Origin of the sequence: Vibrio sp. 070316B (assembly GCF_013114115.1) — a bacterium.
Classification (GTDB): domain Bacteria; phylum Pseudomonadota; class Gammaproteobacteria; order Enterobacterales; family Vibrionaceae; genus Vibrio; species Vibrio chagasii_B.
Genome location: NZ_VTYC01000018.1, coordinates 68261 through 80739, shown reverse-complemented (window position 1 = coordinate 80739; position 12479 = coordinate 68261). Strand labels below are relative to the sequence as shown.

The window sequence follows — 12479 nt, the reverse complement described above, 5'->3', positions numbered from 1 at the left end:
GGATACGTTGCAAATATGGGGGGATAAGCGGGTAACTTCAAGATCTAACTGGGTAATCTCGTATAAAAAGAGGCAAAAATAGAAAAACGCTATGCTTCAATGTTGATAGAGTTGTTAACTCAACATGGAAGACACAGCGTTCTCAGTGAGGTGGTCAGTGAGGTATTACGTAAGATACTCAAAACAGAATAAACAACGTAATTGCCAGACTCAGACCTACCAAATTAAGGCGGTTTAAAGTCATGAAGTATCCAAAGGGTTAGTCCATCAATTGGGGATAACTGATGAGATAGGCTAAATCATGACATCTTATTGTTACGAATAAATTACATCGTTACATTAAAGTTTGCGACTGTTCATTCAAAGTTAGTAATTTATGCGGCTTTTCTGAGAATAGGGTCTAGCAAACGGCTCGGCAGTAATCTTTTCAATACAGCGAACACTTTAGTAGGAGTGGTTACTCTGTACCTTAGCTTGGGTTTATCGGCGGTGAGCGCGTGATAAACAGGTTCGATACAACTTTCGGCAGGCAAAACAAACGCATTATTCGATGATTCTTTTTCAAGTCGATCTTTTTGTTGTTGGTAAGCATGCTGATGAACACTACCTTCTATGTTAATCCACTTATTGAAAGCTTTTAAGGCGTTGGTTCGAAATTGGGTTTCGATTGGGCCGGGTTGGAGCAATGAAATGTGTATGCCACAGCCATGAAGCTCTAAACGCAGAGTGTCTGTCCAACCTTCAATTGCGAACTTTGATGCGTTATACGCACCACGATATTTCATCGCAGCAAAGCCGAGTACCGAACTGTTTTGGACAATACGCCCTTCGCCACGCTCTCGCATATGAGGCAGGATCTGGCAAACGAGGTGGTGCCAACCAAAGAAGTTGGTTTCGAACTGTTCTCTTAGCCCTTGCGTCGGTAGATCTTCTAAAGCACCTGCCTGACCATATGCACCATTATTGAACAGGCCATACAATCCATTTGGTGCTAGCTCGATGGCTTGTTTAGCTCCGTTCTCAATACTGTCCTTGTTGGCAAGATCCAACTGAATACAGGTGAGACCTTCTTCTTGAAGGCGTTGAACGTCTTGTGGGTCGCGGCAAGATGCGATGACATGAAAGCCGCGTTTGTGAAGTGCGTGAGCACAGGTGTAGCCAATGCCAGTTGAGCAACCAGTGATGAGAATCGACTTGTTCACACTTAATCCTTTATCAGAGCTTCTTTGCTCTTAGAGTAAAGAATTAGTCTTGATGTTGTAACAAGTTTTTTAATGCAGGCTCGATTCTTGAGTAACTAAATATAAAGCCCATTTCAGTTAACTTCTTAGGCTTGGAACGAATGCTGTCGAACAGCAAGCAGGACGACTCGCCCATAAGTAGCGACATCGCCCACTTTGGGGTGAACAAGAAGTGAGGGCGACGCAATTGTTTTGCGAGAGTGCTACTGAATTGCTTGTTAGTCACAGGGTGAGGAGCACACATGTTGAATTCACCTTGAGCGTGTGGGATTGACAACAAGTGATTGATGGCTCTGACCATGTCGAGCATGTGAATCCAGGGCATGTACTGTTTACCTGACCCTAATGGACCACCAACACCAAGCTTGTAAGGCATCAGCATCTTTTTGAGTGCGCCACCGTTTTCACCCAAAACAATCCCTGTTCTTAATAGGATAACGCGAGTGTTCTCTGATTCGGCTCGTTTAGCTATCTCTTCCCAGTGAGCACAAACTTTATGAGGGAAGCTCTCGTCTTCGACTTGCAGTGATTCATCAAATGGGTGTTGTTGCTGGTCGCCATAGTAGCCGACGGCAGATCCGCTGATAAAGACTTCAGGTGGTGTTGTGCTTGCTTGAATGAGCTCGACGATCTTCTCTGTGATCAGCCAGCGGCTGCTACAGATTCTCTCTTTTTGCTCATCACTCCAGCGTTTGTCTGCAATCGGTTCACCAGCGAGGTTTATCACTGCATCGAAATCGTTGACGTCATTCAGCTCATCAAGGGATTGGATGTAATGAAGGTTGTTTTGGTTCAGGTGGCTTAGGCATTGTCTCGCTTTTTCAGTGTTTCGCGTGAGCAATGTGACGTCGTCAGTGTTCAAGCTCTTGATCAATTCAGAGCCAATAAATCCAGTACCACCAGTTAACAATATCTTCATACCAATCTCCTTATTAAACATAATTATAGACATGGCTTGTTTTTAGTCGCCAACCAATACGAAAAAATCACTATAACGATCAGTTGGTTTCAATCGTGTGATACCTAAATAGCCGCACCAACAATTGGTTAAACAGTGAAATTTAATTCATTAGTTTAGATATGTGTATCGTTATCACAGTTAAGAGATTTTACTCGCATATGTTACCAACTGCGTAATGTTTATCACATTAGAAATAATAAGGATTTGCCATGATTACTACGGATAGATAATCAAACGTAATTATTGGCTATAGGGAGTTGCGATGACGGCAGTGCTAGCTTTGTTTCGAGCTATGTTGGGTAGCCTTCGTGATTTATTGCCTATTGTTGCGGTGATCGCGTTCTTCCAGCTTGTTGTTTTACAAGAGCCGCTTCCGCATCTGCTGTCTATTTTGGCGGGTTTAGTGCTGGTGGTCTTTGGGCTCACATTCTTTATCTTCGGGCTTGAAATGGGGCTGTTCCCGATTGGCGAATCTATGGCTCAAGCTTTTGCCCGCAAAGGAAGTGTGTTCTGGTTACTGACTTTTGCTTTTTGCCTGGGCTTTGGAACAACCATAGCGGAGCCTGCGTTGACGGCGGTAGCAGCCGAAGCGGCAGAAGTGGCGGCCGAGGGCGGTGTAATACCTAATTCTAATGATGAAATGGAAGAATACGCCGACGGCCTGCGTTTCACCGTCGCATTGTCGGTAGGTATCGCAATATTACTTGGGGTACTTCGGATCCTAAAAGGTTGGCCAATTCAATACATGATCATCGGTGGCTATATTGGTGTGGTGGTGCTCACTGCTTTTGCCCCCGAAAATATCATTGGCATAGCGTATGATTCTGGCGGCGTCACCACATCAACCATCACCGTTCCGTTGGTGACGGCATTAGGCGTGGGCTTGGCTTCAGCCATTAAAGGGCGTAATCCGATGATCGACGGTTTTGGATTGATCGCATTCGCTTCACTGCTGCCGATGATGTTTGTCATGGTCTATGGAATGGTAGTGACATGATCAGTGTTCAACAGTTTATCGATACCTTTCTTGGCACCGTGATGGATGTGATTCCGATTGCGGTGATCATATTTGGTTTTCAATTGGCGGTGCTACGCAGGCCAGTCAACAACCTGCCCAAAGTATTGATAGGGTTCTTTTACGTCATTCTTGGCTTGTCTCTTTTCTTGATGGGGCTAGAACTGGCCTTATTTCCTTTAGGAGAGACGATGGCGATGCAGTTAACGGAGCCGTCTTTTCTTACTGAATTTAAAATCAGTTCTGGCTTAGCCCTAACATGGTTTGATTATTACTGGGTCTATCTTTTTGCGTTCTGTATCGGATTCAGTACCACGATCGCCGAGCCTTCATTGATAGCGGTTGCGATTAAAGCGAATCAAGTTTCCGGTGGCAGTATTAGCGTCAATGGGCTCCGGATTGCCGTTGCACTCGGTGTTGCAATCGGTATTTCGCTGGGCAGCTATCGGATCGTGGCTGGTGATCCTATTCATTACTACATCATTGTTGGTTACGTGGTTGTGGTGATCCAAACGTTTTACGCGCCCAAACTTATAGTGCCTTTGGCCTATGACTCGGGCGGTGTAACCACATCGACGGTGACAGTGCCATTGGTGACAGCATTGGGGCTTGGACTTGCCTCTACCGTACCTGGGAGAAACCCGGTGATCGATGGTTTTGGGTTAATCGCCTTTGCTAGCTTGTTTCCGATTATTTCAGTAATGGGCTATGCCCAAATAACGCAATGGTTAAACCGTTTACACACCTCTAAGGAGAGCAAAGATGCGCTTTAAATTGATCTTAGCGTTTGTGGAAGAGAGCAAGACTGACATCGTACTCGACGCGGCGCGTGATGCGGGCGCGACGGGGGCCACCGTTATCAACAATGCCAGAGGGCAGGGGCTAAACCAAAAACGTACCTTCTTCGGTTTGACGCTTGAGGTACAAAAAGATGTGCTGCTGTTCGTCGTTGAAGAGCACTTAGCACGACACATTTTAGAGACCATCGGCAAAGTTGGCGAGTTCGACCAAGAATCAGGGCAAGGAATAGCAGTACAAATCGATGTTGAAGATGCGGTTGGGGTTGCGCATCAAGTCGAGACATTAACTAAAGTTGTGGAGGATGAGCTATGAGTACCAGTGACAAAATCCGGGTTGGCGATGTAATGGCTAATACCTATGTGATTATTGATGGCTTAACCACAGTGTTAGCGGCGATAGAAATGGCGAAAAAGCATAAGGTAAAGGCAATCATTGTGGATAAGCGTCATCAAGATGATGAGTACGGGATTGTGTTGATGAACGACATTGCCAAAAAAGTCTTAGCCAAAAATCGCTCTCCCGAACGCACCAATATTTATGAAATCATGACTAAGCCCGCGTTAAGCGTGTCTGCCGAGATGAATGTTAAGTACTGTGCGCGCCTATTTGAACGCTTTGGTATTAGCCGCGCTCCTGTGGTCCGTGATAATAAGATTGTCGGTATGGTTAGTTACAATAATATTGTTATCAACGGTATGGTGAGAGATGACGTATAGCCGATAGGTACGTACAATAGGCCCATAAATTTTATGGAGAAGTACGTGTGAAATTATTTTTTGCTTCAGACCTACACGGTTCGCTACCAGCAACAGAAAAGGTATTAGAGCTATACCAAGCTTCGGGTGCCCAATATTTAATCCTACTGGGAGACATTCTGAATCATGGCCCTAGAAATCCGATTCCAGAGGGTTACAACCCGCCTGCTGTTGCAGACAAGCTGAACGAGTTCTCCCAAGAGATCATTGCTGTCCGTGGTAACTGCGACAGCGAAGTCGATCAGATGCTGCTCTCTTTCCCAATGATGATGGATTACTCATGGGTGTTACTAGAGTCAGGCCAACGTATCTTCTTAACTCACGGTCACCTGTATAACACAACGAAACGACCAGCACTGAAAGCGGGTGATATCATTGCTCATGGCCATACCCATATCCCAGTTGCTGAGTACCAAGATGACATCTTCATTTTTAACCCTAGCTCGGTGACGTTCCCACGAGAAGGGCATGCAGCAAGCTATGGTATCTACGAGAATGGTACCTTCAAAGTGATCAGCCTTGACGGCGATGTACTGGTTAGCGGCCAGCTTTAAATCATAGAACTGGCCGTCATGGGTTTATTTTGAATCCACGTGGCCGAGGTCTCTGTCTGGAGCAATGATGTTTCTCACTCTTTGCTTCAGAACTTTCGCTTCAGGAAAGCCGCCGTCCGCTTTTCTTTCCCATATCTGTATCCCATTGCAAAAGATCTCAAATCGTCCACCGGTATCTGGGTTTAAACTGACTTGTTCAATCTCTTCGCTGAAGGTATGAAGCAGCTCCTGACACAACCAACTTGAGCGAAGCATCCAATTACATTGACGGCAGTAGTGTATCGCTATTGTTGCTTTTGCCACGGTAGGGTTGTTTTGATCTAACTCTGTATTCATAGATAACCTTGAAAATTCTAAAGCAATAGTTTGATGCCGACGGCAAACGTCAATATTTCGAAAGCCGTTTTGACGAGTTGATTACTCGAGCGGTTTGCCAGAACAGCGCCTAAGCTCCCACCAATGAATGAACTCAGCAGTAATATGGGTAACCATACCCAGTATATTGGTGCACCCGCTTGAACAATGGCAATACCACCGATGCCATTCCAGAACAAACCGACACATATCATGGTTAATGCGACGGCTTGTTTATAAGTAAAACCAAACCAACGAACTAGAAATAGGGTAACTAAAAGACCAGATCCGGCAGTGAGTGAACCGTTGATGATGCCAATGAGTGCAAGTCCAACCCCACCAATTATCCAACCTTTTATGTCTCGGTTTTTAAGCTGCTCTTCTTGACCCAATTGTTTCTTTAGTCGTGAGTAAACGCCCAGTGCTAAGATCATTGCGCCAAGCAGTTTCTGTGCAATGGCATCTGGGATCATGAGTACGATATTCGCGCCAACGACCACTCCAATGCTGCCGACGATAATTAGGTAGATACAAATTTTCCAACTTAACATGCCACTCTTGATATGGGTATATGCAGCACCTAAGCCGAGAGCGACGCTAGCGACTTTGTGGGTAGCCAGTGCAACTGAAAAGGGCAGTCCTAGAAAGATGAGAAGAGGGAACTGTAGAAGCCCAGCACCGCCACCTGATAAAGAGGCAAGCGTGTTGGCGACTAATGAGCCAAAGAATAAGGCGAGTGAGTTTATCCAATCCATAGAGTTTTATCTTTGAGTTTAAGATAACAAAAAGGGGCTTCATGCCCCTTCTTTAGGTTTATCGTGAATGGTATTCATCCATCGATATGTCGTAAATAGCTATCCAATGTTAGTTTGAAAACAACACGGTAGAACCGTGATTTAAGCTAGTCAGTAGCAGTGCTTTCGGGTTAACAATATCGATGCGACGACTTTGCTCTGCATCCATCTTGATTACTTGAGTAATAAGCTCTAGTTGCTCTTGAGAGAAGTCTTGGCGCTGAGCCGATGTCACATCTTTAAACTCAGTTGGCGAAACCAGTAGGTAGTTGTCGTTGATATCCCACTGACCCGTCTCTGAAATGTTGATTACGTTAGCTGGTGCGGTTTGTGTGCCGTATAACCTAACCACCGACATTCTCAGATATGTGCCGTTTGGTAGATACTTAGCATTTGATGACAGCTCAACTTTACGCAGTGGGCCGATTGAATCCGCTTGCTTGGTATCACTGATCAGCGTCACCATTTTTGATTGCCACTCATGTGAGGTAAGTAGGCGCTCTACTTTTGCGTCACTACCCCAATACAACCAACCACTTAGAAAAGCAGAAAGAACCAGTAAGATAATAGATACTTTTAATTTCATGTTACTGGCCACCTTTACAAATGTCGTCTACGTCCGACTGGTTTGCATAAATTCTTAGAGTAATGTTTTCGCTAGAGTATTCTTGCGGGTGAATGTAGTTGAGGGCTAAGTTGTTAGTTTGCCCACCTGTCGCAATCACTTCAGTTGGTTTCAGCATACCAGTGTGATTGGTGTTGTAACGTAATACACACTTCTCAATAGCAGGCAGCCAGCTGGTAAGGTCTGGATGATTAATTGGTGACTGAACTTTTACACCATCGACTTCTGCTAATGTACGGAATTCAGATTCCGCTGGATTGGTAAAGGTGAGCACCATAATTGGCATCATGACAGCGGCAAACAGCAAACCAAGGATTAACCACTTGTTACTGTTCTTCGTGTCTGTAGCTGGTGGTACTTGCTGCGGCTCAACGGAAACCGTGGTTTCTTGAACTTTAGATACAGGCTCTGGCAGGCGAGTCTCAGAAACAACGTCTTCCGCCACAGATGCCGTTGCAAACGTTAAGCTTGGTTCTACGTCATTTTCGGCAATTTCAACTGCAGCAGGTTGGTCGTTTGATGAAAGTGGCGCTGAGCGTTCAACGGTTGCGATAAATTGATAACCGCGTTTAGGCACAGTCTTAACGAACTCTGGAGATTTCGTTGAATCTTTCAGCATTTTACGTAGTGTTGAAACGGCTTGAGTTAGGCTTGAGTCATCAACCTCAAAACCTTGATCACGCCAAACATATTCATGTAATTCATTACGAGTGATAACTTCATTGGGTCTTTCCGACAGCATTAGGAGAATGCGGCTTTCATTACTGCCAAGGCGTACGACTTCGCCGTCGCTCATTTGGTCAACAAGTGAGTTGCTGTTTGGATCGAATACGAACCGCTGCGCGAGAATAAACTTTGTGCCGATATTGCTCATTGAATTCTTCTACTTTGGGTTATTTTGAGTGCGAAATAGACAAATCTGAGGTGAAATTTATTCAAATCTTCACCAAATCATGACTTCTTTTATGTTCTTTTATATTTATGAGACTCAAGGATAATAAAAACAGATCAAAAAAACAGTGTTTTTATGATTTTTGACCTTGAATTTACAATTGTCATCCTCATGTTAATGAACATCAGAGCGGCATTACGTATCCCGCCCCTGTAGTTTTCAACATAAAGTATAGATGTTTTGGAGTAAAAATGAGCGAAACAGCAACGCAAAATAAAGAGACTCGTGGCTTTCAATCTGAAGTAAAACAACTACTTCATCTAATGATTCACTCACTGTATTCAAATAAAGAAATCTTTCTACGTGAGCTGATCTCTAACGCATCTGACGCGGCTGACAAGCTTCGTTTTCAAGCACTATCAAACGGCGAACTTTATCAAGGCGACGCAGACCTCGGTGTAAAACTGTCATTTAACGCTGAGGCAAATACGTTAACGATTTCTGATAACGGTATCGGCATGAGCCGTGACAACGTTATTGAACATTTAGGTACCATTGCTAAATCAGGTACAGCAGACTTTTTCTCAAAGCTATCTGAAGACCAAAGCAAAGACTCTCAATTGATTGGTCAATTTGGTGTTGGTTTCTACTCAGCATTCATCGTTGCTGATGCGGTAACGGTTCGCACACGTGCCGCAGGCCTTGCAAGCAATGAAGCCGTGCAATGGCACTCTGCAGGTGAAGGCGATTACACAATCGAAGACATCACTAAAGAGTCTCGTGGTACTGACATCATTCTTCATATGCGTGAAGACGGTAAAGAGTTCTTAAATGAATGGCGTCTGCGCGAAGTGATTGGTAAATATTCTGATCACATTGGTATCCCTGTTTCTATCTTAACTGCGGTTAAAGATGACGAAGGTAAAGACACCGAAGAGAAACATTGGGAACAGATTAACAAAGCTCAAGCGCTTTGGACTCGTAACAAGTCAGACATTGAGAAAGAAGAGTACCAAGAGTTTTACAAGCATGTATCTCACGACTTTGCTGATCCACTAACGTGGAGCCACAACAAGGTTGAAGGTAAGAACGATTACACAAGCCTGCTTTATATCCCAGCTAAAGCACCTTGGGATATGATGAACCGTGACCACAAGAGCGGCTTGAAACTTTATGTACAGCGTGTATTCATCATGGATGACGCAGAGCAGTTCATGCCATCTTATATGCGTTTCGTGCGCGGCCTGATTGACTCAAACGATCTACCACTGAACGTATCGCGTGAAATCCTTCAAGATAACAAGGTGACTCAGTCTCTTCGTGGTGCATGTACTAAGCGTGTACTTACAATGCTTGAGCGCATGGCGAAAAATGACAACGAGAAGTACCTAGAATTCTGGAAAGAGTTTGGCCTTGTAATGAAAGAAGGCCCAGCGGAAGACATGGCAAACAAAGAGAAGATCGCAGGTCTTCTTCGTTTCGCATCTACAGAAGTTGATTCTGCAGACCAGACAATCAGCCTAGCATCTTACGTTGAGCGTATGAAAGAAGGCCAAGATAAGATTTACTACCTGACAGCAGATAGCTACGCAGCAGCTAAAAACAGCCCACACTTGGAGCAGTTTAAAGCAAAAGGTATTGAAGTGGTGCTGATGTACGATCGCATCGATGAGTACGTAATGAACTACTTAACCGATTTCGACGGCAAGCAGTTCCAATCGATCACAAAAGCTGGCTTAGATCTAAGCAAGTTTGAAGGCGAAGAAGAGAAAGAGAAGCAAAAAGAGACTGAAGAAGAGTTTAAGTCTGTTGTTGAGCGCACTCAATCTTACCTAGGTGATCGTGTTAAAGAAGTCCGTACTACGTTCAAACTCGCAACCACACCTGCTGTTGTTGTCACTGACGATTTCGAAATGGGTACGCAAATGGCGAAGCTTCTTGAAGCGGCAGGCCAAGCTGCACCTGAAGTTAAGTACATCTTTGAAATTAACCCAGAGCACGCACTTGTGAAACAAATGGCTGATGAAGCCGATGAGCAAGCGTTCGGTCGTTGGGTTGAGCTACTACTTGGTCAAGCGATGCTGGCTGAAAAAGGCTCTATGGAAGATCCGTCACAATTCTTGGGTGCAATCAACGAGCTACTAACAAAGCGTTAGTCTTTCGACTTTGGGCTAAACCACGAATTGTAATTAAAAGCCCGCAAATGCGGGCTTTTTTAATGAACGTCGTTGAAAATGTGTTAAACGTGGTCGACGTCACCGTTATCGTCACAACAAAATGAGGCGATGCATTCTTTAGTCGTAAATTCAGCCAAATTGAATATTAATGTGATAGAATGCTCGACCTAATCAGCTGGATTAGGATCCAATTCATTCCAGTTGTATGATTTTTAAACGTTATACCGAAACTTACCGTTTTGCTTCTATTTGCAGTTTTGCTTAACCTCAACGGTTACTTAACGCTTTCTGTTTATCTAACCGATGAACTAGGAAGGTTGGATAGTGAGCTTCGGTATAAATCATAATTTTATAAGAGGATTAAACATGCGCATCATTCTTCTAGGTGCTCCTGGCGCGGGTAAAGGCACTCAAGCTAACTTCATCATGAACAAATTTGGTATCCCTCAAATTTCAACTGGTGACATGCTACGTGCTGCTATCAAAGCGGGTACTGAGCTTGGTAAGCAAGCAAAATCAGTAATCGACGCTGGTCAGCTAGTTTCTGATGAAATTATCCTTGGTCTTATCAAAGAGCGTATCGCTCAAGATGACTGTGAGAAAGGTTTCCTACTAGACGGTTTCCCACGCACAATCCCACAAGCTGATGGCCTAAAAGAAATGGGTATCGCTGTAGATTACGTTGTTGAATTCGACGTAGCTGACGATGTGATTGTTGAGCGTATGGCTGGTCGTCGTGCTCACCTTCCTTCAGGTCGTACATACCACACTGTGTACAACCCACCAAAAGAAGAAGGTAAAGATGACGTAACTGGTGAAGAGCTAGTTGTACGTGATGACGACAAAGAAGAAACAGTTCGTGCTCGTCTAGGCGTGTACCACGAGCAAACAGCGCCGCTAATCTCTTACTACGGTAAAGAAGCTGAAGCAGGTAACACTAAGTACCTTAAGTTTGACGGTACTAAGCAAGTTGCTGAAGTTAGTGCAGAACTTGAGAAAGCACTAGCATAATTGGCTAACAGCCAGTTTTAGAATTTGATATATTGGAAGCGACCTTAAAGGTCGCTTTTTTTTGTCTCAATTTTTAGTACGATACCAATCTAAGGCAATGATGAGTCCTCTACCCAAGGCAGTAAGTCTTGAAAAGAGTATCCATCATCTAAAGTTGACGTTGTGAAACCTCACGCTCAAATGATTATTTAGACATTTAGCGACAAGCAATGATCTTAAACTTAAGCAGATTAGTATATTACTCTCTACAAAATCACATATTGGTCTCAGGTATCTATGGAAAATAATAAAAAGCAGGGTGTTTTACTGGTGAATTTAGGTACGCCAGATTCTGCGACCCCGGCTGGCGTTCGTCGATTTTTGAGTGAATTCTTGCACGACAAGCGAGTTGTTAACCTAACGCGCTGGCTGTGGTGCCCAATCTTGCACGGGGTGATTTTACCGATTCGCTCACCTAAAGTAGCCAAGCTTTATCAATCTGTTTGGATGGAAGACGGTTCACCACTGCTTGTGTACTCTCAAAGACAAGCTGAAAAGTTACAGAAGAAGTTAGAGATGCCTGTCGCCTTAGGTATGACTTATGGCAACCCAAGTCTAAAAGCGGGCGTTGAGCAGCTGATGGAGCAGGGCGTTGAGGAGATCATCGTACTGCCTCTGTATCCTCAGTATTCAGGCACCACCACTGCTGCGGTTTCTGATGGTTTAACCAAAGCCTTTAAACAGATGCCTGTTATTCCAAGCTACCGTTTTATCCGTGACTACTACGCACACCCGAGCTACACCAAAGCACTGGCTGAGAGTGTTCGTAGTCATTGGGAGAAAAATGGCCGAGCGGATCATTTGGTTTGCTCTTTCCACGGCATTCCGAAGCGATTGGCAGATGAAGGGGATATCTACCCTCAACATTGTGAAGCGACAACTAAGCTACTCGCTGAGGAGCTTGGTTTATCTGCAGACGATATCACCATGACTTACCAGTCTCGATTTGGTCGAGAAGAGTGGTTAAAGCCATATACCGATGAGACGCTTGAATCATTGCCAAGCAAAGGCATCAAGAAGATTGATATCATGGCTCCAGCTTTCTCGGTGGACTGTTTAGAAACGCTGGAAGAGATTTCAGATCAGTGCAAGGAAACTTTCATTGACGCTGGTGGTTCTGACTTTAGCTATATCATGTGTCTTAACGACAGAGATTCGCATATCGACATGATGGCTGAACTGGTAGAGATTCACCGTTAATATCGGCTAAATAAATACTAAAAGGGCTGCTCAATGAGCAGCCCTTTTTTGAATGTGTTC

Annotated in this window: 14 protein-coding genes; 8 read left to right on the top strand and 6 right to left on the bottom strand. The window is 44.3% G+C overall.

Annotation, left to right across the window (positions count from 1 at the left end):
- Positions 1 to 374 precede the first annotated feature (374 nt).
- Both F0251_RS14780 and F0251_RS14775 read right to left on the bottom strand, forming a co-directional pair.
- Positions 375 to 1202 (bottom strand): SDR family oxidoreductase, encoded by an 828-nt coding sequence (locus F0251_RS14780; RefSeq protein ID WP_171731249.1) that lies wholly within the window; start codon positions 1200 to 1202, stop codon positions 375 to 377.
- A gap of 43 nt (positions 1203 to 1245) precedes the next feature.
- Complete coding sequence (locus tag F0251_RS14775) at positions 1246 to 2160, bottom strand: TIGR01777 family oxidoreductase (RefSeq protein ID WP_171731248.1); 915 nt, start codon at positions 2158 to 2160, stop codon at positions 1246 to 1248.
- A 304-nt stretch (positions 2161 to 2464) separates the two neighbouring features.
- On the opposite strand from F0251_RS14775, the gene F0251_RS14770 reads away from it, so the two are divergent.
- The 5 genes from F0251_RS14770 to yfcE are packed head-to-tail and all read left to right on the top strand — an operon-like array spanning position 2465 to position 5327.
- Complete coding sequence (locus F0251_RS14770) at positions 2465 to 3199, top strand: DUF1538 domain-containing protein (protein ID WP_171731247.1); 735 nt, start codon at positions 2465 to 2467, stop codon at positions 3197 to 3199.
- Positions 3196 to 3990: a DUF1538 domain-containing protein gene (locus F0251_RS14765; protein WP_004737872.1), complete on the top strand. Its 795-nt coding sequence runs from the start codon at positions 3196 to 3198 to the stop codon at positions 3988 to 3990. The genes F0251_RS14770 and F0251_RS14765 overlap by 4 nt, the downstream gene beginning before the upstream one ends.
- Positions 3980 to 4330, top strand: coding sequence for a P-II family nitrogen regulator (locus F0251_RS14760; protein WP_004737873.1), 351 nt, complete (start codon positions 3980 to 3982; stop codon positions 4328 to 4330). Before F0251_RS14765 ends, F0251_RS14760 begins: the two co-directional genes overlap by 11 nt.
- A complete protein-coding gene (locus F0251_RS14755) occupies positions 4327 to 4734 on the top strand; it encodes a CBS domain-containing protein (RefSeq protein WP_116871761.1) in 408 nt (135 codons plus the stop codon). The genes F0251_RS14760 and F0251_RS14755 overlap by 4 nt, the downstream gene beginning before the upstream one ends.
- A 47-nt stretch (positions 4735 to 4781) precedes the next feature.
- Positions 4782 to 5327 (top strand): phosphodiesterase, encoded by a 546-nt coding sequence (gene yfcE / locus F0251_RS14750; protein WP_102424341.1) that lies wholly within the window; start codon positions 4782 to 4784, stop codon positions 5325 to 5327.
- A 24-nt stretch (positions 5328 to 5351) separates the two neighbouring features.
- Here yfcE and F0251_RS14745 read toward each other — a convergent pair whose 3' ends face one another.
- From F0251_RS14745 to F0251_RS14730, 4 genes are all read right to left on the bottom strand, one after another.
- Positions 5352 to 5663 (bottom strand): SelT/SelW/SelH family protein, encoded by a 312-nt coding sequence (locus F0251_RS14745; protein ID WP_162884335.1) that lies wholly within the window; start codon positions 5661 to 5663, stop codon positions 5352 to 5354.
- Positions 5664 to 5680: 17 nt separating this feature from the next.
- Positions 5681 to 6436: a sulfite exporter TauE/SafE family protein gene (locus F0251_RS14740; RefSeq protein ID WP_171731246.1), complete on the bottom strand. Its 756-nt coding sequence runs from the start codon at positions 6434 to 6436 to the stop codon at positions 5681 to 5683.
- A 109-nt stretch (positions 6437 to 6545) separates the two neighbouring features.
- Entirely contained in the window at positions 6546 to 7061 is a 516-nt protein-coding gene (locus F0251_RS14735) for a regulatory protein ToxS (protein ID WP_008223800.1), read from the bottom strand.
- A 1-nt stretch (position 7062) separates the two neighbouring features.
- Positions 7063 to 7974 carry a transcriptional regulator gene (locus F0251_RS14730; protein ID WP_061034170.1) on the bottom strand — a complete coding sequence of 304 codons (912 nt, stop codon included), beginning with the start codon at positions 7972 to 7974 and terminating at the stop codon, positions 7063 to 7065.
- Positions 7975 to 8243: 269 nt separating this feature from the next.
- On the opposite strand from F0251_RS14730, the gene htpG reads away from it, so the two are divergent.
- The 3 genes from htpG to hemH all read left to right on the top strand — a co-directional run bounded on the left by htpG (position 8244) and on the right by hemH (position 12419).
- Positions 8244 to 10148 carry a molecular chaperone HtpG gene (gene htpG / locus F0251_RS14725; protein ID WP_116871763.1) on the top strand — a complete coding sequence of 635 codons (1905 nt, stop codon included), beginning with the start codon at positions 8244 to 8246 and terminating at the stop codon, positions 10146 to 10148.
- Positions 10149 to 10535: 387 nt separating this feature from the next.
- Positions 10536 to 11180: an adenylate kinase gene (adk, locus tag F0251_RS14720; RefSeq protein WP_061034168.1), complete on the top strand. Its 645-nt coding sequence runs from the start codon at positions 10536 to 10538 to the stop codon at positions 11178 to 11180.
- Positions 11181 to 11456: 276 nt separating this feature from the next.
- Complete coding sequence (gene hemH / locus F0251_RS14715) at positions 11457 to 12419, top strand: ferrochelatase (protein ID WP_116871764.1); 963 nt, start codon at positions 11457 to 11459, stop codon at positions 12417 to 12419.
- Positions 12420 to 12479 lie beyond the last annotated feature (60 nt).